This is a genomic window from Streptomyces sp. DSM 116795, assembly GCF_055792905.1.
In genome coordinates, this window is sequence record NZ_CM147707.1 from 1139301 (window position 1) to 1160422 (window position 21122).

Genomic DNA, 21122 nt, shown 5'->3' on the forward strand with positions numbered 1-21122 from the left:
GCCTTGCCGAGCGGATCATACGCGGCAGGCAGAGTTTCACAATTGTCTTGCCGTCTCAGAGGTTTACGGCTTCGAAACAGACCTGTGGGTTCCTACAGAATCGCCCCCGACCTATCCCCCAAAACGGAATGCCGGGACAGCAACCCATGGAGTCGCGGTGTGTAACCCCCTACTCTCTCCCCGTGCATCCACCGATCTCATTCAACGCGCGCGCCGCCCGTACCCTGCGCGAGAGACTGGGGATGGCCCCTGGCCACGTCGCTTACGGCATGCGCGCCTCGTACGGCATGAGTCACGTCAGCCCCGACCACATCACCGCGTGGGAACGCGGCGACGCCCTGCCCAACGCCAGCGAGCTGTCCGCCCTGGCCGGCGCCTTGTGGTGCCACCCCGGCGAACTCATGGGCCGTCCCCGCTCCTTGCTCGAACACCGTCTGGCCCAAGGCATGTCGCCCGAGGACATCGCCCGCCTCATCGGGGTCGATCTCGACGCCTACCGTCGCATGGAGGAGACGGGCAGATGGACTGGTGACAAACGTCAGTCCGCCAACCTCGGCAGCCTCCTCAAGCTCCCTCCGCGCGACTTCATCGCCATCACCGGCCAGGAGGACGAACTCGCCCGTCTTCTCACCGAAGCCGTCTCCACCCGCTGGCAGGCCCACGTCCGCGCCATCGCCAAGCTCGTCTCCATGGACAAGAGCGAGTTGAAGGAGCCTCTGGCCGCCATGCAGCACGAGTATCAGGCGCTCATGGCCGCCACCCTCGGCCGTGCCAGCAGCAACGCCACAGCCGAGGAGGGGCGGCGCTTCATCGACAACATCGTCGGTCACTTCTGGGCCCAGTTCCCGGAGTGATTGTTCACCGACCGTTCCCGGGACGGCCTGCGCCGGACCTCTTCGCGCCTCCCTGACCCGGCGGCGGGATTCACTCCTGAGCGGCGGCCTCGCGACGCCGGCCCAGGTGGTGGAAGAGCAGGTTGAGAACGACCGCCGTGACGCACCCCGTGGAGATGCCGGAGTCCAGGATGATGCGGGCGCCGCCCGGGAAGACGTCGTAGAAGTCGGGGGCCGCTACGGGGACGACGCCGACCGCCAGCGACACCGCGACGATCACGATGTTGCTGTCGTCGCCCAGGTCCGCCTTGGCGAGGGTGCGGATGCCGCTGGCGGCGACGGAGCCGAAGAGGACGACGCCCGCGCCGCCGAGCACCGGCTGCGGCACCGTCGCGATCAGAGCGGCGGCCACCGGACACAGCCCCATCAGGATGAGGATGCCACCGCCCGCGGCGACGACCCAGCGGCTGCGGATCCTCGTCATCGCGACCAGGCCGATGTTCTGCGCGAAGGCGGTGGCCAGGAAACCGTTGAAGAACGGGCTGAGGAAGGAGCCGAGGGTGTCTGCCCGCAGCCCGGCGGCGATGGTCTTCTCGTCCGCCGGCCGGTCCACGATCTCTCCCAGTGCCAGCATGTCGGCGGTGGATTCGGTCATCGAGACGAGCATGACCACGCACATCGAGACGATGGCCGCCAGCGCGAACTGCGGAGCGCCGAAGTGGAACGGTGTGGGGAAGCCGACGATGCCTGCGTCACTCAGCGCGCCGAAGTCCGTGATGCCCACGGGGACGGCTATCAGGGTGCCCACCGCGAGCCCGAGCAGCACCGCTATCTGCTTGACGAAGCCGCGGGTGAAGCGGCGCAGCAGCAGCACTACGAGGAGGGTGACGCCTGCCATGGCGATGTTCTTCGTCGCACCGTAGCCCGGGGCCTGCGGGTCGCCGCCCTGCGCCCAGTTGAAGGCGACGGGCATGAGCGAGACGCCGATGAGGGTGATGACGGTGCCGGTGACCACGGGCGGGAAGAAGCGCACCAGCTTGCTGAAGTACGGCGCGAGAAGGAAGCCGAGTGCCGCGGCGACCATGCAGGCGCCGAAGATGACCGGCAGCGCGTCCTTCGGTCCCTCGGACTTGTTGATCGCGAGCATCGGCGCGACCGAGGCGAAGGTGACGCCGTTGACGAAGGGAAGACGTGCTCCGATCCGCCAGACGCCGATCGTCTGCAGGAGGGTCGCGACGCCCGCCAGGAACAGGCTCGCGCCGGTGAGGAAGGTCAGTTCGGAGACCGGCAGTCCGACGGCCGCCCCGATGATGAGCGGGGGTGCCACGACCCCCGCGTACATGGCCGCCACATGCTGCAGGCCGGTGGTGAAGAGCTTCAGCGGCGGGAGGGTCTGGTCGACGGGGTGTTTGCCCTGCTGCGTCGCGGGCGGGTGCTGACTGCGCTGTGATTCGTCGTTCGGCGTGGGTTCGTCGTTCGGTGCGGGTTCGTCATTCGGTGCGGGTTCACGGTTCGATGCGGACGTCTCGTTCACGGCGGTCCTCCGGTCCTGCTGTCGGTGCCACAGGTCAGGTCACGTTCCACGGTGGTTCTGCGCCGTTACGCCCGGTGGTGCCGGACCGTCCCGGAGCGTGCGGGGGTTGGGCCACGCCCCGGGAACGGCTGAGGTGGTGCAGGCCGGCCGGGAGCCGTCCCTCCCGGCCGGAGTCTTCGGTTATCTCAGCCCGCGTCCGCGGCGATGCGGGCGAGGCGCCGGGCCTCGTTGCGGGCGTCGCGTGCGATCACGTCCTCGTCGGCGGTGGTGAGCCGCTCGTCCTCGACGACCGTCCGGCCGTTCACGAGCGAGAGCGTCACCGGTGCGGCGGCGCCGAGCACGAGCGCGGCGACCGGGTCGGCGATCGTGGAGTGCCCGATGCCGTCGAGGCGCCAGAGCACCAGGTCGGCGAGCTTGCCGGGCTCCAGCGAGCCGATCTCGTCGGCTCTGCCGAGGACCTGGGCTCCGCCGTACGTTCCCAGACGCAGCGCGCGGCGTGCCGTGAGGGCCTTCTCCTTGTGTGCGCCGAGGCGGCTCACGAGCAGCGCGTTGCGCAACTCGGTGTGCAGTTCGCCGGATTCGTTGGACGCGGTGCCGTCGACGCCGAGGCCGACGGGGACGCCGGCGGTCAGCATGTCGGGCACCCTCGCGATGCCCGCGCCCAGGCGTGCGTTGGAGGAAGGGCAGTGGGCGACGCCCGTGCGGGTGCGGGCGAACGCGGCGATGTCGGAGTCGCTCATGTGGACGCAGTGCGCCATCCACACGTCGTCGCCGAGCCAGCCCACCGAATCCAGATAGTCGGTGGGGCCCATGCCGAACCGCTCGTGGCAGAACTTCTCCTCTTCCACCGTCTCCGATCCGTGCGTGTGCAGCCGCACTCCCTTGCGACGCGCCAATTGCCCTGCCTGCCGCAGCAGTTCGGTCGTAACAGAGAACGGCGAGCAGGGCGCGACGCCGACCCGCAGCATCGAGCCGAAGGACGGGTCGTGGTGGGTGTCGATGGCCGCTTCGGTCGCGGCGAGGGCGTCGTCGGTGGTCTCGACGGCGAAGTCCGGGGGCAGTCCGCCGTCCGACGCTCCGAGGTCCATCGACCCGCGGGTGGGGTTGAAGCGGACGCCGAGTTCGCGGGCCGCGTCGATCTCGGCACGCAGAAGGTCGCCGGCGCCGCGCGGGAAGACGTAGTGGTGGTCCATGGCGGTGGTCACGCCGCCGCGCGCCATCATGCCGAGCGAGCCCCGTGCGGCCGCGCGGACCATGTCCTCGTCGATGCGTGCCCACACGGGGTAGAGAGCGACGAGCCAGTCGAAGAGGTTGGCGTTCTGGGCGAGACCGCGGGTGAGCCACTGATAGAAGTGGTGGTGGGTGTTGACCAGGCCTGGAGTGACGAGATGGCCGGCGCCGTCGACGCGGCGCACGACACCGTCCAGTCCACCGGGCGCGCTGCCTTCGCCGACGTACTCGATCCGGTTGCCGGCCACGACGACGTGCCCGGCGGCGTGTTCGGTGCCGTGCGCGTCGACGGTCGCCACGGCGCAGTTCTCGATGACCGTGCGCTCGGTCCGGTCTGTGCGGTCTGCCGGGTCAGTCATGGTGTCGGGAGTCCCCTCCTCGGTGCCTGTCGCGTCCGCGGCGGCGGGGGTCGTCACAGGTTGGTCATGTCGGCCGGTATGAGCGCCTCGGCGCCGTCGCGCAGCACCGTGGCCTCGATGAGGCCGTAGGGGCGGTCGGCGGCGAAGTAGACGGCGCCGTCCGCCGCTTCGTTGCCGAGGCCGAACGGCTCCAGGTCCACCCTGAAGTGGTGCTTGTTGGGCATCGAGAAGCGGATCTCCTCCAACTCGGGCCTGTTCTGCAGGACCTGGGAGCCCATCTGGTAGAGCGTCTGCTGCAGGGAGAGCGAGTAGGTCTCCGCGAAGGCCCGCAGCATCCGCTCCCTCGTGGCCTCGTACGAGGCGTCCCAGCCGGGGCCCTGATCCGCGGAGCGGTGCCGCCACACGGCCGTCACCTCGGTGGCGAGGATCCGGTCGTGATCCTCCTTGAGCGTCGTGTACTTGTCCTTGATGTAGCCCCAGAACTCCGAGTCCGTGGAGTTGAGCACCGTAAGTCCCTTGAGTCCGCTGAGGACTTGGACGTCCCGGCCGTCGTAGGTGATCTGGGCGGTGCGTGTCTCCCTGCCGCTGCGCAGGAAGGAGTGGGGCGTCTCGCCGCCGGAGCTGGCGATGCGCTCCCACGCGTACTCCTCGACACGGATGCGGGCGGTGCGGATCGGTTCCGCGGAGTCGACGAAGTGGCGGACGAGCGCGATGCCGAACTGCTCGGCGGATTCGATGCCTTGCTCCTTGGCGAAGGCGAAGACCGTGTTCTTGGTGGTGTCGGTGGGCAGGACGTTCGCGTTGGAGCCGGAGTAGTGGACCTCGTCGAGGTCGCCGCTGAGGGCGACGGAGACGTTGAGGTCCTTGATGTGGTGGGTGGCACCGTCCCGGGTGATCTTGACGACGCGGTTCTCCGCCTTGCCGTACTGGTTCTGGCCGAGAATCGTGATCGGCACCGTCATGTAGCTGTCAGCTCCCTCGGTATACGGAGTAGCCGTACGGGTTGAGTAGCAGCGGCACGTGATAGTGCTCGCCGGCGGCGACCGCGAAGGCCACGGTCACCTCGGGGAAGAAGCTCCCCCGCTCTCCCGCCGCGTCCGGCTCTTCGCGCTCGTCCGCGGTGTTCGTCGTCAGGTACGGCTCGACCCCGAAGGTGAGCCGCGCGTGCGCGGTGCCCTCCGGCAGTGCCGGCAGATCCTTGCAGCGTCCGTCCGCGTCCGTCGTCGAAGCGGCGTGCACGGACCATTCCGCCGTGCGGCCCGTACGCACGGACAGTTCGACGCCGACGCCGGCGGCCGGCCGGCCTGCACTGGTGTCGAGGATGTGCGTGGACACCGAGGCGGTGGCTGCAGTCGAGGGGGTGGTGCCGCCGGTCGCGGCGGGTTCGCTGGTCATGCTCGCTCAGCCTCCGTGTCCGCCAGGGCGGTCAGCCGGATCCGGTTGATCTTCGTCAGTTCGGTGCGGACGATCTCGCGTTCTTCTTCAGGCGAGTTGCCGAGGCGGCTGCGTGCCGCGTCCCGCATCTGCTCGCCGCTCAGTCCGGTCGCGCAGATCAGGAAGACGTGCCCGAACTGCTCCTGGTAGGCCAGGTTCAGCTTCAGCATCTCCTCCTTGAGCGCCTCCGGAGCCCCCGCCATCCCGCGCTGCTCGCGTGTGGAGGACGGGTCGCCCGGACGGGGCCGTCCGATGGGCGGGTGCCCCGCCATGGCCTCGGCGAGGTCCGCCGCGGTGAGCCCGGCCATGGCGGCGTCGCTCGCGGCGAGCAGTTCCGCCGTGCCTGCGTACGGGAGTCCGGCGAGCAGCGAGTCCGCCCACGCGGAGGCCGTGCAGACTTCGTCGAGGGCGGCACGGGCGTCGCTACGGGCGGCGGAGTTGAGCCAGGTCAGACCTGGTGCGGCGGGGGAAGGGGAAGGCGTCACATATGCCTCCGGGAGACGTTCGGGCTGGGAACAGCTAAGCCCCGGAGGCACGCAACGTCAACACTTTGTTGAAATTCTCCGAAGGGGTCCGGGGTGGGGCACCCTCCCTGCTCCAGCCCGTCCCCGGCTACGTCTCCGGTCCTCGTCCGAAGGTCCGGGTGGCCGCGCGGGGCTGCCTGCGGAATGCTCCGGCCATGGTCGACCTCCACCGCCTGGCAGCCTTCTGCGCGATGTCCCTGCTGCTGTCCGCCGTGCCCGGACCGAGTGTGCTCTTCGTGGTCGGCAGGGCCCTGGCACACGGACGCCGTGCGGCGCTCGCCTCCGTGACCGGCAACGCCGTCGGCGGCTATGTCCTCGTCCTGGCGGTGGCGTTGGGGCTGGGGAGCGTGGTGGCCCGGTCGGCCTTCCTGTTCGGCGCGATCAAGATCGCGGGAGCGGCGTATCTCGTCCTGCTGGGTGTACGGGCCGTCCGCGACAGCCGGAGCGCGCGCCGGGAGGGCACGGCACGGGAGGGCACGGCACGGGAGGGCGCGGCACCGGCGGCCGCTGCGCCGGGCGGTCTGCGGCAGGGGTGGGAAGGATTCACGGTCGGGGTGACGAACCCCAAGAGCATCGTCTTCCTGATGGCGGTGCTGCCCCAGTTCGTCGACCGGGCAGCGGGTCACGTCGTGGCTCAGATGCTGCTGCTGGGACTGGCGGGCGCACTGCTGCAACTCGCCTCGGACAGCGTGTGGGGCCTGACGGCGTCCGCGGCGAGGGACTGGCTCGCGCGCTCGCCGCGCCGGGCGTCCCTGCTCGGTGCCACCGGCGGCATCGGCATGATCGGCCTCGGCGTGACCGTCGCCGTCACGGGACGGGCCGACCCCGCATGAGGCTCAGCAGCCGGCGCCCTTCCCGGTCTCACCGTCGCGGTGGTCGTGAATCCAGCAGGGACAGCAGGTTGAAACGTTATATCCAGCTGGGTCACCGCGGCAGGCCCCGAGGTCAGAGCAGATCGGCCAGCGCCCGGCGGGCCGCCTCTCCGCTGCCGTCCCCGCTCTTATCCGTCAGGTGGAGCGGCAGGTCCAGCGGCGGAACGCTCAAGTAGGGCGCGGCGCGCCGGGCGATGTCGTAGGGGTCCTGGCCGAGGCCGTGGTCGATGAGCAGGGCGACGGCGTGATTCCACAGCTCCGGGGCGTCGATGAGATCGCGGACGGTGGTGATCTCCGCGCCCGGGGTGGCGGGGGCGGGCACGGTCCAGACATGGTGGCCGTGCCGGACTTCGAGGGGGGCCTCCGCCGGGTCGGCGCCTGGAAGGTGGACGGTCGCCGTGGTGCCGGGCGGGACGACGGCCTCGACGGTGAGTTGGCCACCCTCGCGGCGCCAGGCCGCACGCGCCTCACCGTACGGAGTGAGGTGGCGCGCCTCGGCGTGAGTGAACGCCGGGTAGGGGACGGGGCGGATGGTGATGCGCCGGTAGCCGGGGGCGGCCGGGGCCAGCCCGGCGAGAGTGCTGTGGAGCCAGTCGGCGACGGCGCCCAGGGCGTAGTGGTTGAAGGAGGTCATCTGGCCGGGGTTGATGGTGCCGTCGGGAAGCATGGAGTCCCAGCGTTCCCAGACGGTGGTCGCGCCCATGGTGACCGGGTAGAGCCAGGAGGGGCAGCCGCGTTCGAGGAGAAGGCGGTAGGCGAGGTCGGGGTGACCTGTGGTGGTGAGGGCGTCCGTGATGAGGGGTGTGCCGACGAAGCCGGTGGCGATGCGGAAGGCGCTGGTGCGCACCAGATCCGCCAGCCGCTCCCCGGCGCCCGCGCGCTGCTCCGGGGTGGGCAGCAGGTCCCAGCAGATGGCCAGGGCGTAGACGGTAGGGGCGTCGGAGAGCACCCTGCCCGCACTGGTGACGTAGTGGCGGTTGAAGGCGTCGCGGGTGCGGTCGGCGAGCGTGGCGTAGCGGTCGGCGTCGGCGTCGCGGCCGATGACGCGGGCGGCCTCGGCGGTGATCCCGGCGGAGCGTGCCAGACAGGCGGTGGCGATGACGTCGGGGTCGGCCTTGGCGGCGAAGGGGTTGTCGGGCGGCGCGTCGGGGTCGAGCCAGTCGCCGAACTGGAAGCCCCCCGTCACGACGCCGTCGCTGGTGCGGGCTGCGACGGCGTCGGTCCAGGCGCACATGGAGTCGAACTGGCGGCGCAGGATCTCCGGGTCGGCGTAGCGCTGGTAGAGCACCCATGGCACGACGGTTGCGGCGTCGCCCCAGGCGGCGGCGGTCGGGCTCTCGTCGCGCAGGACGTCGGGGATGACGAACGGCACGGCGCCGTCGGCGTGCTGGTCGGCGTCGAGGTCGGCGAGCCAGGAGGAGAGGAATCCGGCGGTGTCGAAGAGGAAGCCGGCGGTCGGTGAGAAGACCTGGATGTCGCCGGTCCAGCCGAGGCGTTCGTCGCGCTGGGGACAGTCGGTGGGGACGTCCAGGAAGTTGCCGCGCATGCCCCAGACGACGTTCTGGTGGAGTTGGCCGACGTCCGGGTCGGAGCAGGAGAACCAGCCGGTGCGGCGCAGGTCGGTGCCGAGGACGACGGCCTGCGCGTCGGCCGGTGCGAGCCCGTGGAGGCCGGTGACCTCGGCGTAGCGGAAGCCGTGGAAGGTCAGGCTCGGTTCAAGCACCAGCGCCTCGTCCGGATCGTGGTTTCCGCCCGCGGTGCCGGGGGTGGGCAGGAGGTAGGTGTCGGTGGCTTCGGCGGTGCGCAGCGGGCGTACGCCGAGCTCGCCGTGCTCGTCGAGGACCTCGGCGTGGCGAATGGTGACCTCGGCCGCGTCGTGGGGAGGGCGGGCGGTGAGGCGGACCCAGCCGACGAGGTTCTGGCCGAAGTCGATGAGCGTCCTGCCCGAGGGGGACGTCCACACCTTCACGGCGGGCACGGTCTCGGTGGCCCGCACGGGCGGCCCTTCGGGCGCGACCAGCCTGCCGAGGTCCGCCTCGACGACCTCGACGGTGTCCGCGGCGCCCGCCGTGGTGGCGGGACGCAGGTCGGTGCGCTGCCCGTCGTAGATGTCGTCGGCGAGGACGCTGCTGTTGTGCGCGGCCCACTCTTCGTCGGTGACGACGGTCTCGGTCGAACCGTCGGTGTACGTCACCTCCAACTGAACCAGTAGTGCGAGCCGGTCGCCGTACAACGCACGAGGCGGTTCGGCCCAGCCCAGCCTCCCCCGGTACCAGCCGTTGCCCAGCAGCACCGACAGCTCGTTGCTGCCATCCCGGAGCAACTCCGTGACGTCGTGCGTGGCGTAGCGCAGGCGGTTGGCGTAGCTGGTCCAGCCGGGCGCCAGGGCCTCGTCGCCGACGCGTACGCCGTTGAGGGTCGCGGCGTAGACGCCGTGCGCTGTGGCGTACAGCCGCGCCGAGGAGACGCCCACGCCGGAGCGCAGCGTCACCGTGCGGCTGAGTAGCGGTGCCGGGTCGCCGATGCGGCCGAGGGTGGCGGGGCTGATGAACCGTGCGCTCCAGTCGCCCGGTGTCAGCAGGCCGGCTTCGACGGTGGCGGGCTCGCTCCAGTCCGTCCACCGCTCCCCGTAAGCAACCCGTACCCGGACGGCAACGCGGCCGCGGGAGGCCAGCGGCGTGAACGGCCACGGCACCAGGAGCTGTTCGGCGGTGTCGACGCGAACGGCGGTGCCGTCACAGTCGAGTTCGTATGAGGTCTGATGCCAGTCCGGGTCGTCGGTGGTGACCTGCCATGACAGGCGAGGGGTCGCGGTCCCGATCCCGAGCGGGGAGCCGTCGCGGTGTTCGAAGCGGACGGGGCTGACGGTGGTGTGGGGCATGTGTGCTGGGCCTCCTCAGCCCTTGATCGCGCCTTTGGTCATTCCGGCGACGATCTGCCGGTTGAAGAAGAGGAACATGATCAGCGGCGGGATCGTGATCAGCAGGATGTCCATGAACAGGAGGTTGTACTGGCTCTCGAACTGGCTCTGGAAGTTGAACAGGGTCTGCTGGACGGTGGCGTTCTCCTCGCCTGGCAGGAAGTAGAGCGGGTTGACGAAGTCGTTGAAGACGGCGACCGACTGGACGACGATCACGGTCACCGTGACCGGGCGCAGCAGGGGGAAGATGACGCGGAAGAAGAGGCGGATCGGGCCGGCGCCGTCGATCACGGCTGACTCGTCGAGTTCGCGCGGGACGGTGGCGATGAAGGCCCGGAAGAGCAGGACACAGAAGGGGAGATGGAAGGCGACCTCGACGAGGATCAGGCCGAAGAGGGTCTTGAAGAGGCCGAGTTCCTGCAGGACCCAGATGGTGGGGACGACGGCCGGGGGGATGATGAGTCCGGACAGCACGAGGAACTTGATCGGCCCGGTCGCCCGGCTGGTGCGGCGCTGGAGGACGAACGCCACCATCGCGCCGAGGAAGACCATGAGGGTGACACTGGCGACGGTGAGGACCACGCTGTTGATGAACGCGATGATCAGGATGTAGTCGCCGGCCTCGAGGACGGCCTGGAAGTTCTCGACGATCCGCCAGTCGGTGGGCAGGGAGAACTCCAGCTGTGCCGCTTCCTGTTCACCCTTGAACGCCGTCACGGCGATGAAGGCGAAGGGGATGACGAAGACGACGAGGAAGGCGAGAGTCGCCAGCGCGCTGAGCGTGTAGTTGGGGCGGCGAATCCTTGGGCGTGGGCGGGCGCTCGGGAGCACGGCCCGCACCGTCCTCGTGCTCTCGCTCACAGCTCCGCCTCCTTGCGGTTGAGGAACCAGAACAGCGGGACGGCGATCGCGGAGACCAGGAGGAAGAGCACGACGTTGCCCGCTGTGGACAGGCCGTAGAAGCCGGCCTGGTACTGCTTGTAGATGACCGAGGCGATGACGTCGGAGGTGAACCCGGGGCCGCCGCCGGTCATCGTCCAGATCAGGTCGAAGGTGCGCAGACCGCCGATGAGGGAGAGGATGATCACCGTGACCGTCGCCGGGCGCGCCAGCGGCAGTGTGATGTGCCGGAATTGGGCCAGCGGCCCGGCCCCGTCCACCTCCGCCGCCTCGTAGTACTCGCGGGGGATGGAGACGACCCCGGCGATGAAAATGACGGTGGCCAGGCCGACGCCCTTCCAGACGTCGACGAAGGCGACCGAAAGGAGTGCCCAGGTCGGGTCCGTCAGCCAGGCCGGGCCGTCCACGCCGAGCACGCTGAGGGAGTCGTTGATCAGGCCTTCGGAGGGGTGCATCAGCACGGTGAAGGTGATGCCGACGCCGATGGTGCTCACCAGCACGGGGAAGAAGACGAGCGAGCGCAGGAAGCCACGCCCGATGATCTGGCTGGTGAGCAGCACCGCGAGCAGCAGGCCGAGGACGACCTTCATTCCCGAGGTGACGACGGCGTAGATGAGGGTGTTGGTCAGGCCCTTCACCAGCGCCGTCTCACTGATGAACTGCTCGAAGTTGGCCAGGCCGATGAACTCGTAGTCGAAGAGGGTCCAGCGGGTGAGGCTGAAGAAGAAGGCGGCGAAAGTCGGCAACAGGAACAGCGTCGCGTAGACGGCCCCTGCGGGCAGGTAGAACCTGAACGGATAAGCGCTCTTGAGGGCCGCGCTCCCCGCCCGCGTGTCACCGCGCGACGTGTGTGCCCGCTGCTTCCTTGCCCGCCGGTTCTCGGGGGCCTCGACCGTGGTGGTCATGTGAGTCCCAGTCACCAGCCCTTGAGACCGAGTTGCTTGGCCTGCTTCGCCACGTCCTTGTCGTAGAGCTGAGCACCCTTTTTCGCGGGACGGATGCCCGAGCCGACCTCGATGCAGATCTGCTCCAGTGCCGGGCCCTTGACCGGGGAGAGGAACTCCAGAGCGGGGGTCACGGCGTCGTCCTCGAAGTAGCGCTGTGTGTCCTTGACCGCCTGCGGCGCGTCCGCGGGCAGTTCGCAGCCCTTCACCGAATAGGGCCCGGAGGGAGGCTGCGCCTTGGTGATGGACTTGCAGCCGTCAGGACTCGCGATGAAGGCGAGGAACTCCTTGGCCGCCTTCAGCTTCTCTCCCTCGGTCGACTTCGGGATGTACGCCGCGGCCGGTGACCAGGCTGTCAGCCCGTTCTTCGCGGCGTCCTCGCCGGGGAGCGCGAAGAAGCCCATGTCGTCCTTGGCCTCGGGCACGGCTTCGATCACGGGGCTGATCGAATTGGTCAGCATCGGGTAGTGCGCGCCCTCCCCCTTGCCGATCATGCTCAGGCCCTGCTCGTAAGTGGCCGAGGCGAAGCCCTTGTTGAGGTAGCCGGCGTCATGGACGTCCTGGAGGCGCTCGAAGCCCCGGAGCGCGGCCGGGGAGGTGGCGTACTTGACGTCGTTCGCGGTGTACTTCTTGGCGAAGCCCGGCTCGGCGGCGGCGACGTTGTGGTAGTCCCCCAGAACGAACAGCTGCGAGGTCCAGGTCTCCTGGTAGGTCTGGATGACCGGGGCGATGCCGGCGTCCTTGATCTTGGCGTTGTTCGCCATGAACTCGTCCCAGGTCTTCGGCACCTTGAGATCGAGGTCGGCGTAGACCTTCCGGTTGTAGAGCACGCCGCCGCCCATGTTCGAGCCGGCGGGCGCGCCGTACACCTGATCGCCGACGGAGGCTGTGGGGGCGAACAGGTCGTCGAGGCTGCCGACCCAGTCCTCGTCGGACATCGGCACGAGGTTCTTCTCGGGGTCGATCGCCTGGAAGAGCGAGCCGGTGTTGTACAGGAAGACGTCAGCCATCTCGCCCGTGGCCAGGCGCGTCTTGACCACGTTGTCGCCCTCGCCGCCGCCGGGCCGCGTCTCCACGTCCACCTTGATGTCCGGATGTGCGGCGGAGAAGTCCTTCGCCAGTCGCTCGCCCACGGGGAGGCTGTCCGGGCCTGTCGGGACCAGGAAGTCAAGCGTCAGTTTGTCCTTGTCGCCGCTCGAACCGAGACTGCCCGAGCTGCATCCGGCCAGGCTGACCGAGAGCGAGAGCGCCACCAGCGTGGCGAGCGCCGGTGAACGGCGGACCGTGATTCCGAACCTCATGTCGTCGACCTCCGTGGAGTGTGGACTGCGCTGACCGGTGTGCAGGTGACGCCGCCCGGGGTTCTGGATCGTGAAGAGGAGGGCCGCGGAGTGGGCCGTCGGCCGCCGTTGAAACGATTCAATCGGTGAAAGTGACTAAATGCTTGCTCCGGGTTCACTACTCGTCAAGCGGCGAGGTTGTAACGAAAAGGCAAAACAGTGCCGTGGGTTACGCGCCGCCCTGCGGCGGCGAAGCCCCGGAGGACCGGCGTGCGCGGGCCCGGCACCTCCCCCGGCGGCGTCTTTGGAGTCTCAGCAGCCCTGGTGAATGAGGCCGGCGAGGCCCTCCGGTGTGCCGGCCTCGCTCCAGATGGCCAGAAGCCGTGGTGAGAGCAGTTCGTCGACGACCATGTACGCGGCACCGATGAGACCCGCGGCGTTGCCCAGCGCCGATACGGCGACGCTCAGATCCTCGGCCGCGCTGGGCAGTGATCCGCCGCGGACCGTGGTGCGGAAGGTGTCCATCAGGGGGTCGTCCATGCTGAACAGGCCTCCGCCGACCACGATGACGGACGGGTTCACGGCGTTGACGACGACTGAGGCCGTACGCCCGAGCAACTCGCCGGCGCGGCTGAGGAGTTGAAGGCTGGTCGGGTCTCCTGCCGAGGCGGCCGTGAGGACTTCACGGACGCCGATCCGCCGTCCCTCCGCGCGGATGGCGGCGAGGATGGGGCTGCGCCCCGATGCCGCGGCCTGCTCGCCCTGGCTGCCGAGCGCTCTGGCACCGGCGATCTGAGTGAGGCATCCCCTCTGCCCGCACCAGCACGGTTCGGTGACTTCGGTCGTGACGACGGTGTGGCCGATCTCTCCGGCGAAGCCTCCGGAGCCGCGTTGCAGGACGCCGCCTGCGATGATCGCGCCGCCGACGCCGCTTCCGATCTTCAGGAAGAGCACATCGTCACTGTCTTTGGCGAGCCCGGCGCGGACTTCACCGAGGGCCATCAGGTTCACTTCGTTCTCGACCCAGACCGGGACGTCATATCGGGCCGCGAGGCGGTCGCGCACCGGGTGGTCCGCCCAGCCCGGTGCGGAAACGGCGCCGATCGGCCGTCCGGTGGCGGTCGCCACCGGGCCCGGGATGCCGATACCGATGCCCCAGACGGGCGGGGCGTCGGCGGGCTGCCTCGTCAGCAGGTCGTCGAAAAGCTCCTCGACCCGCTCCAGGGTCGTGTCCGGCCCGGAGCGGGCGTCCACGTCCGCGGCCGCCTCGTCCAGGATGGCGCCGCTGAGATCGGCAAGGCCGACCGTGACGCTGGTTGCGGCGAGTTCGGCGATGAGCAGGTGCCCGCCGTTGGCACGAAATCTGACCTCCCGAGGGGCGCGTCCGCCTGAGGACCTGGCCATGCCGCCGTCCTCGGCCAGCCCACAGGCGATCAACTCCTCGACGCGCTGCACCACGACTTTGCGGGTGAGCCCGGTGCGCTGGGCCAGCTCCGGCCGGGTCATCCCGGATGTCGATCGCAGCAGGTCCAGCACCGAGATCAGGCTCGGCGACGGGACCGGTGGCCGCGGTCGCCCCATTCGGCCCTCCCCGTTCCTGCGGACGGAACCGCTCCTCGTCCGTGCGCCGCCCACTCTACGTGAACGCATCCACCGGGGATCAGTCAGATCCTTGACGGAACTCTTCCGTACCTATGGATGGACTTAAGTCCCTGCGGGCCATATGTTGAGCCGCGCTGCTGTCCCAGATCAGTCCGTGCTCATACCGAGGAGGGCCCGTGACCAGTACCGAGACCGGCCCGCAGGACGCGGGAGCCGACTTTCCCGCCGGCTTCCTCTGGGGCAGTGCCACGGCCGCGCACCAGGTCGAGGGGGGCAACGTCAACAACGACTGGTGGACCTTCGAGCACGATCCCTCGACCGCGGCCCGCGAGTCCTCCGGCGACGGCATCGACCACTTCCACCGCTATGCCGAGGACTTCACCCTCCTCGCGTCCTTGGGCCACAACGCCCACAGGCTGTCGCTGGAGTGGTCCCGGATAGAGCCCGCGCCGGGCGAGTTCAGCACCGCGGCCCTCTCGCACTACCGCCGGGTGCTCACCGCGCTGGCCGACCGAGGGCTCACCGCGTTCGTCACGCTTCACCACTTCACACTGCCGCAGTGGTTCGCGGACCGCGGTGGCTGGCTTGCCCCTGACGCGCTCGAACTCTTCGAGCGGTACTGCACCCGGGTCGCTGTGGAGCTGGGCGACCTCATGCCGTTCGTGTGCACCGTGAACGAGCCGCAGATGGTCGCCCTCCACGGCTATCTGGAGGGCTATCACCCTCCGGGCGTCACCAACGCCGTGCTGTGGAAGCGGGTCGGGCGGACCCTGCTGGCCGCACACGAGGTCGCCGTGCGGGCCATGCGGACAGGAGCCGGTACCCCGCAGTGCGGTCTCGTCGTCCAACTGCCGCTGCTGGCGCCTGCCCGAGCGGACGACGAAAGCTGCAAGGCGTTCTGCGAAGCCATGCGTGGGGAGATCGTCGACCTGTATCTGGACGGACTGACCGGGCCCGACCGCGGCGACTGGCTCGGCGTTCAGTACTACCGCCGGCAGTGGGTCGATCCCGCGTCCCCGACTCTCTTCGCCCGACCGCCCGCCGGCGTCCGGACCTCACAGATGGGCTGGGCCGTGCACCCCGACGGCCTGCGTCTCATCCTGCACCGGGCGGCCGAGCCGGGCCTGCCGCTCTACGTCACCGAGAACGGGATCGCCACCGAAGACGACTCCGAGCGTGTGGAGTACCTCGCCTCACACCTCGCCGCCGTGGCCCAGGCCGTGGCGGAGGGCGTCGACGTGCGCGGCTACCTCCACTGGTCGGCCTTCGACAACTTCGAGTGGGCCGAGGGCTATGTGCCCGAGTTCGGCCTGATCGCCGTCGACCGCGAGAACGACTTCGTCCGTACGCCGAAGCCCAGCGCCTACGCCTTCGAACGCATCGCACGAACCGGTCGCCTCGATGCGCTGCCGGACTCCGGCTGACGCCGACGCGCCGCACCGTCACCAAGGGAGCCGACATGGCCCGCGCCACGCAAGGACACGACACCCCCGGCGACCCTGCCGCCGTCCACCGGCCAGGAGAAGCTGTATCCCGCAAAGCCGTGATCGCCGGCGCGATTGGCAACTTCGTGGAGTGGTACGACTTCGTCCTCTACGGCGCCGCCGCCCCCGTCCTCGCCCGCGTCTTCTTCCCCGGCACCGACCCGCAGGCCGCCATCATGGCCACCTTCGCCACCTTCGGAGTCGCCTTCGTCGCCCGGCCTTTCGGCGCGTGCATCCTGGGAAACCTCGGTGACCGCATCGGCCGCCGCAACGTCCTCGCCGGGGTCGTCCTGGCCATGTCGGCCGGCACCGCCGTCATCGCCCTGCTCCCCGGCTACGCACAGATCGGGGTGTGGGCGCCGTTGCTTCTGCTCGTTCTCAGGGCCCTTCAAGGGTTCGCCGCAGGGGGCGAGTTCGGCGGTTCGGCGACCTTCATCGTGGAGTACGCGCCTCCCGGCAAACGCGGTCGCTACGGGTCGTGGCAGACGGCAACCGTGGGCCTGGGGTCCGCCTCCGCCACCGCCACCGTTCTGCTCTTCACCAGCATCCTTCCGCAGAGCGAACTCGACGCCTGGGGCTGGCGCATACCGTTCGCGCTGGCTCTGCCGCTGGGCGTCATCGGCCTCTACATGCGGATGAAGCTGGAGGACACCCCCGACTACAAGCATGTCGCCGAACGCCGCGAGGAGTTGAAGAGCCGTCCGTCGGTGCCGGTCCTGGAAGCGGTCCGCCACCACTGGAAGCTGATACTGCTGGGCGCCGCCGTCGTCACCGGCGGTACGGTCAGCACGTACGTCTTCCACAACTACATCCCGGCGTACCTCAACTCCGAACGTGGCGTGCCGCTTTCCGTCGCGCTGGGCGGCAACCTCATCGGGCTCCTCGTCTACTCCGGGACCACCCTGCTGTGGGGCGGGCTCTCCGACAGGATCGGACGGAAACCGGTCCTGATCACCGGTGCCGTGGCCCTGCTGGCGCTGATGTACCCGATCTTCCAGCTCGACAATGCCGTCAACTTGCCCGCGATAGCCGCAGGACAGGCCCTCTTCGGGATCTGCGCAGCAGCCATCATGGGCCTCGTCCCCACCCTGCTGTCCGAGTTCTTCCCCACCACGGTTCGCATGAGCGCGCTGTCGGTGACCTACACGCTGGCGAACGCCCTGTTCGGCGGCACAGCGCCCTTCGTCGTCGCATGGCTGGTCGGCATCACGGACACCCCGAACATCGTCGTCGTCTACTGCGTGGCCGCGCTGTTGTTCACCCTGGGGGGCGCCCTCGCCGTTCGCGAAACCGCCCGCCGCCCGATGCCTGATGTGTGAGGACTCCGAGGCCCACGGTCAGACTGGATCGTTTGGAACTGGTTCAGTCCCGGAGTACGCCGATGCGCCGCAGCCATGACTCGACTTCGGCATCGGCTTCCCGGGCTCTCTCGCCGCGTACCGCGAGGCCCTTCCCCATGGTTGCCCCCGGGCAGGATGCGGCGTAGTCGCGTTCGGTGGTGCCCAGTCCGCTCATTGCACACGTGGTGAGGGGGTGGACGTTCTTGCCGGTGAAGTCGAACTTCTCGGCGAAGGTCGACATGATCATGGGTGCTCTGTCGTTCCAGATGGGGCTGCCGAGCAAGACCGTGTCGTAACGCTCGATCGAGGACGGCAGGCCGGCGATGGCAGGCCGCGCATCGGTGTCCTGCTCGCGGGTGTTACGCGCGACCGTCTCGTCGTAGTCGTCGGGGTACGGGTCGGCGGGCTGGATACGGTGCACGGCGCACCCGATGCGCTTGCTGATCATTCGGGCGACCACTTCTGTGTTCCCGGTATCGAGATCGGTGCGCCCGCCGTAGTAGTAGTTCTCGCCCGGCCGGGAGAAGTAGGCCAGCAGCACCCGATTCCTTGGCGGGTCCGTCTCCGTCGGAGCCGACCGCTCAGTGGACTCCGGCGCGGCCCCGCCGCTTGGCGAGGACGTGGAACAGCCGGTGATCTGGGCACCGGTCATGACGGTTGCTCCCCCCAGAAATACGCCACGGAGGACGGCGCGTCGTCTCATCGGGACAGTTTCCTTTCTCGGCTCCGGGATCGCCCGTCGTCGTCTGCGACTGCCGGGCCTGGCTGGCCCCGTCGAAGGCCTGGAAGGTATCGCCAGGCCATCTCATGTTCCTCGGTCACGATCAGTCGTTCAGGCGCCGCTGGCCGAGCCAGTCGACGATGGCCGGGTCACGGTGGTCGAAGAAGAGCGAACCCCCGGTCTCCAGCGTGGCGATGGACGCCATCTGGTCGTCGGTGAGTTCGAAGTCGAAGACGTCGATGTTCTCCGCCATGCGCTCGGCGCGAACCGACTTGGGGATCGTGACGATGCCGCGCTGGATCAGCCAGCGGAGCACGACCTGCGCCACGGACCTGCCGTGTGCCTTGCCGATGTTGCTCAGGAGCGGGTCGGTGAACAGGTTGTTGCGGCCTTCGGCGAACCCGCCCCAGGACTGGATCTGGACTCCGTGCTCGCGCATCACCTCGTGGTCGGCGGTGCGCTGGAAGAAGGGGTGGGTCTCGATCTGGTTGACCGCGGGAGTGACCTCGTTGTTGACGACGAGGTCGACGAGCCGGTCGGGAAAGAAGTTGGCGACGCCGATCGCCCTGACGCGGCCCCCGCGATGCAGGTCCTCCATGGCACGCCACTGGCCGTACACGTCGCCGTAGGGCTGGTGCATCAGATACAGGTCGAGGTGGTCGAGGCCGAGCTTGTTCAGCGACGCCTCGAAGGCACGCTTGGTGTTCTCCTGCGCGGGAGCGTCCTGGATCCACAGCTTGGTGGTGACGAACAGCTCCTCGCGCGGGACACCGCTCTTGCTGATCGCGCGCCCGACGGCCTCCTCGTTCTGGTACGCGGCGGCGGTGTCGAGCAGCCGGTAGCCGGCCGCGAGGGCTTCGGCGACGGCCTGCTCGGTATCGTCCGGCGGGATCTGGTACACGCCGAAACCGAGGATCGGCATCTCGACGCCGTTGTTCAGGGTGATTTGCTGCATGGGGACTTCCTTCTGTGCGGGGACAGGCGGTCGGGCGTCGGGCTGTCCGGAAAGAGGTGGTTGGGCGTCGGGTCAGCGTTCGAGCATCCGCGGGCCCGGTTCCGTGTGGGTGGCCCGGCCACGGGAGGGAGGCCGGTCAGCCGGTCGAGTTGTCCGGCCGTAAGCTCGATCCCGTCGGCGGCGGAGTTCTCCTCGACCCGTTGTACGGTCCGGCTGCTGTCTTGCTCGCGCGCCATGCAGGCGTCGGAATCAACCTTCGTGCTTTTTCGTCCCTCGCGGCAGACCGGGATCTTCGGGGGTAGTGGCAGGGCCCCCCACAGCAGTGCCGGGCAGGTCACTTCGGTGTGACACTCGAGCCATGGCACCTGAGCCGACCCCCACCACCAGCCGAGGCGGCGGCATGGAGCTGGGCCGGTTCCTGCGGGCCCGCCGAACCCAGACCAGCCCGCAGCAGGCAGGTCTCACCGTCGGCGCCGGTGTGCGCCGCACCCCGGGGCTGCGCAGGGAGGAACTGGCCACCCTTGCCGGGATCAGCATCGACTACTACGTACGCCTGGAGCGCGGCAAGGAGACCCGCCCCAGCCCTTCAGTCCTCGACGCCCTCGCCCGCGCCCTGCACCTCGACGATCAGGAACACCACCACCTGCGGGAGCTGGCCGCCCGCGCCGCCAGGTACACACGCGAGCCGCCACCAGCACCGAGCCGTACCGTGTGCCCCCACCTGAGGCTGTTGCTGGAGTCGATGCGCCCTCACCCGGCCTACATCATCAGCCGCAGCATGGACTTCCTCGCCTGGAACCCCGGCGGCCTCGCCTTGTACGCAGGTCTGGAGGACTGGCCCGGCAAGCAGCGCAACCTGGCTCGCTATCTCTTTTTCCACCCCTCCGCCCGCGACCTCTTCCCCGAGTGGGAAAGCCAGGTCCGCGCCTGCGTCGCCCGCCTGCGCGCCACCGCCGGCACCGCGCCCGACGCCCCCGACCTGACCAACCTCGTCGGCGAACTCCTCCTCAAGAGCCCCGACTTCGCCAAGCTCTGGGAACGTTACGACGTGACAGGCCGCAAACCCGTGCACAAGACCTTCCACCACCCGCACGTCGGCACGATCACCCTCACCGCCCAGTCCATGGAACTGGAGGGCACTCCGGGCCAGCGCCTCGGCGTCTGCGCGGCCGAGCCCGGCACCCCCGACCACGACGCCGTGCTCCTGCTGGACATGACCGCATCCCGGCAGGCCCCGCACCCAACAGAGAAGGACCCGGAGCAGCCCTCCGAACAGTCCTGAACCGCGGCGCACCCAGCGGATTGCGAGCTGCTGCTCGCCCGGGGTCCGCGGCACCGCTCCCGCGTTGACGACGGGGCCATGGCGACGGGCTCGTCAGCCTTCGCCACGGCGCCGCTTCGCCCGCTTCTCCTCCTGGGAGTTGATGTAGTTGTAGACGGTGAAACGGCTGACGCCCAGCGCGCTCGCGACGGTCTCGACGCCGTGCCGGACGGAGAAGGCGCCGCGCGTCTCCAGGATGCGGACGACCGACTGCTTCGTCTTGCGGTCGAGTTCGGAGAGCGGCATGCCGTGGCGGCGCTCCAGCTCCACGAGGATGTGGTCGAGGGAGTCGGAGAGGTGGGGCAGCCGTACGGCCACGACGTCCCGGCCCTCCCAGGCAAGGACCACGTCGTCGCCCTGCGCCTCCTCAGGTGCGATCATCTCGCCGCCCATGGCGTCGACGAGCGGCTTGACGGCGTCCGCGAAACGGCTGCCGTCGCCACCTCCGGGGCCGGTCATGCCCCGCTCCCAGCGGCGTCCGAGGCGGAATCCGTACCCGCGTCCGGGAGGACGTTGAGCTGCAGCGAGACACGGGTCGCCCCGGCGTCGAGGGAATCGCGCAGCAGGGTCTGGACGGCGCCGAGCACCTCTTCGGCCGGGCCCTCCGCCGTATTGCCGAACGGGCCCACGTCGACGGAGTCCAGCGGGGCGCTCTGCACGACCTCACGGGCCACCAGCGCATGCTGCGGCGGCTCGTCCAGATCGAAGGGCTCGGTCGTGAACTCAACTCGCAATCGCACGTCGTCAACCTACGCGAACGCCGTCGGCAGCGGCCATCCGAAGCGGGCGGGCGGGGGGCGCCGGCACGTCGGGCGTAAGACCTCCGCTCCGGCAGAGCTCTTGACAGCTTCCGGGATACGAGAGCATTC

19 protein-coding genes and 1 pseudogene are annotated in these 21122 nt (G+C 69.3%); 5 read left to right on the forward strand and 15 right to left on the reverse strand.

Going from position 1 to position 21122, the window contains the following annotated elements; genetic code table 11:
* The first annotated feature begins 182 nt into the window (after window positions 1-182).
* The gene (locus ACSMXX_RS04880; protein WP_473182806.1) at window positions 183-854 is read left to right on the forward strand and encodes a helix-turn-helix domain-containing protein; all 672 of its coding nucleotides are present in this window, start codon (window positions 183-185) and stop codon (window positions 852-854) included.
* Between the two features lie 70 nt (window positions 855-924).
* Here the strand turns inward: ACSMXX_RS04880 and ACSMXX_RS04885 are convergent, their stop codons facing one another.
* From ACSMXX_RS04885 to uraD, 5 genes are all read right to left on the reverse strand, one after another.
* The gene (locus ACSMXX_RS04885) at window positions 925-2214 is read right to left on the reverse strand and encodes a nucleobase:cation symporter-2 family protein (protein WP_473184634.1); all 1290 of its coding nucleotides are present in this window, start codon (window positions 2212-2214) and stop codon (window positions 925-927) included.
* Between the two features lie 338 nt (window positions 2215-2552).
* Window positions 2553-3956, reverse strand: a complete 1404-nt coding sequence (locus ACSMXX_RS04890; RefSeq protein WP_473182807.1) for an 8-oxoguanine deaminase — start codon at window positions 3954-3956, stop codon at window positions 2553-2555.
* Between the two features lie 53 nt (window positions 3957-4009).
* Window positions 4010-4918 (reverse strand): factor-independent urate hydroxylase, encoded by a 909-nt coding sequence (pucL, locus tag ACSMXX_RS04895; RefSeq protein ID WP_473182808.1) that lies wholly within the window; start codon window positions 4916-4918, stop codon window positions 4010-4012.
* 7 nt (window positions 4919-4925) lie between these two features.
* Window positions 4926-5351 carry a hydroxyisourate hydrolase gene (gene uraH / locus ACSMXX_RS04900; RefSeq protein WP_473182809.1) on the reverse strand — a complete coding sequence of 142 codons (426 nt, stop codon included), beginning with the start codon at window positions 5349-5351 and terminating at the stop codon, window positions 4926-4928.
* Entirely contained in the window at window positions 5348-5875 is a 528-nt protein-coding gene (gene uraD / locus ACSMXX_RS04905) for a 2-oxo-4-hydroxy-4-carboxy-5-ureidoimidazoline decarboxylase (RefSeq protein ID WP_473182810.1), read from the reverse strand. The genes uraH and uraD overlap by 4 nt, the downstream gene beginning before the upstream one ends.
* 194 nt (window positions 5876-6069) lie before the next feature.
* Between uraD and ACSMXX_RS04910 the strand changes: the two genes are divergently transcribed.
* Window positions 6070-6747 carry a LysE family translocator gene (locus ACSMXX_RS04910; protein ID WP_473182811.1) on the forward strand — a complete coding sequence of 226 codons (678 nt, stop codon included), beginning with the start codon at window positions 6070-6072 and terminating at the stop codon, window positions 6745-6747.
* Between the two features lie 112 nt (window positions 6748-6859).
* Here the strand turns inward: ACSMXX_RS04910 and ACSMXX_RS04915 are convergent, their stop codons facing one another.
* The 5 genes from ACSMXX_RS04915 to ACSMXX_RS04935 form a co-directional block, all read right to left on the reverse strand.
* Entirely contained in the window at window positions 6860-9667 is a 2808-nt protein-coding gene (locus ACSMXX_RS04915) for a family 78 glycoside hydrolase catalytic domain (RefSeq protein WP_473182812.1), read from the reverse strand.
* A gap of 15 nt (window positions 9668-9682) precedes the next feature.
* A complete protein-coding gene (locus ACSMXX_RS04920; protein ID WP_473182813.1) occupies window positions 9683-10567 on the reverse strand; it encodes a carbohydrate ABC transporter permease in 885 nt (294 codons plus the stop codon).
* The gene (locus ACSMXX_RS04925; RefSeq protein WP_473182814.1) at window positions 10564-11511 is read right to left on the reverse strand and encodes a carbohydrate ABC transporter permease; all 948 of its coding nucleotides are present in this window, start codon (window positions 11509-11511) and stop codon (window positions 10564-10566) included. The genes ACSMXX_RS04920 and ACSMXX_RS04925 overlap by 4 nt, the downstream gene beginning before the upstream one ends.
* 11 nt (window positions 11512-11522) lie before the next feature.
* Window positions 11523-12851: an ABC transporter substrate-binding protein gene (locus ACSMXX_RS04930; protein ID WP_473182815.1), complete on the reverse strand. Its 1329-nt coding sequence runs from the start codon at window positions 12849-12851 to the stop codon at window positions 11523-11525.
* Window positions 12852-13142: 291 nt separating this feature from the next.
* Window positions 13143-14411, reverse strand: coding sequence for an ROK family transcriptional regulator (locus ACSMXX_RS04935; RefSeq protein ID WP_473182816.1), 1269 nt, complete (start codon window positions 14409-14411; stop codon window positions 13143-13145).
* A gap of 197 nt (window positions 14412-14608) precedes the next feature.
* Between ACSMXX_RS04935 and ACSMXX_RS04940 the strand changes: the two genes are divergently transcribed.
* Both ACSMXX_RS04940 and ACSMXX_RS04945 read left to right on the forward strand, forming a co-directional pair.
* Window positions 14609-15856, forward strand: coding sequence for a glycoside hydrolase family 1 protein (locus ACSMXX_RS04940; RefSeq protein WP_473182817.1), 1248 nt, complete (start codon window positions 14609-14611; stop codon window positions 15854-15856).
* Window positions 15857-15891: 35 nt separating this feature from the next.
* Entirely contained in the window at window positions 15892-17235 is a 1344-nt protein-coding gene (locus ACSMXX_RS04945; protein WP_473182818.1) for an MFS transporter, read from the forward strand.
* A 43-nt stretch (window positions 17236-17278) separates the two neighbouring features.
* On the opposite strand, the gene ACSMXX_RS04950 is transcribed toward ACSMXX_RS04945, so the two are convergent.
* From ACSMXX_RS04950 to ACSMXX_RS04960, 3 genes and pseudogenes are all read right to left on the reverse strand, one after another.
* Window positions 17279-17908 (reverse strand): flavodoxin, encoded by a 630-nt coding sequence (locus ACSMXX_RS04950; protein ID WP_473182819.1) that lies wholly within the window; start codon window positions 17906-17908, stop codon window positions 17279-17281.
* 172 nt (window positions 17909-18080) lie between these two features.
* Window positions 18081-18932, reverse strand: a complete 852-nt coding sequence (locus ACSMXX_RS04955) for an aldo/keto reductase (RefSeq protein ID WP_473182820.1) — start codon at window positions 18930-18932, stop codon at window positions 18081-18083.
* A gap of 72 nt (window positions 18933-19004) precedes the next feature.
* Window positions 19005-19147 (reverse strand): annotated as a pseudogene (locus ACSMXX_RS04960) (aldo/keto reductase); the annotation flags it as partial.
* Window positions 19148-19290: 143 nt separating this feature from the next.
* Between ACSMXX_RS04960 and ACSMXX_RS04965 the strand changes: the two are divergent.
* The gene (locus ACSMXX_RS04965) at window positions 19291-20214 is read left to right on the forward strand and encodes a helix-turn-helix transcriptional regulator (RefSeq protein WP_473182821.1); all 924 of its coding nucleotides are present in this window, start codon (window positions 19291-19293) and stop codon (window positions 20212-20214) included.
* A 93-nt stretch (window positions 20215-20307) separates the two neighbouring features.
* Here ACSMXX_RS04965 and ACSMXX_RS04970 read toward each other — a convergent pair whose 3' ends face one another.
* Together ACSMXX_RS04970 and ACSMXX_RS04975 are read right to left on the reverse strand one after the other, a co-directional pair.
* The gene (locus tag ACSMXX_RS04970) at window positions 20308-20712 is read right to left on the reverse strand and encodes a helix-turn-helix domain-containing protein (RefSeq protein ID WP_473182822.1); all 405 of its coding nucleotides are present in this window, start codon (window positions 20710-20712) and stop codon (window positions 20308-20310) included.
* Entirely contained in the window at window positions 20709-20993 is a 285-nt protein-coding gene (locus tag ACSMXX_RS04975) for a YkoF family thiamine-binding protein (RefSeq protein ID WP_473182823.1), read from the reverse strand. The genes ACSMXX_RS04970 and ACSMXX_RS04975 overlap by 4 nt, the downstream gene beginning before the upstream one ends.
* Between the last annotated feature and the right edge of the window lie 129 nt (window positions 20994-21122).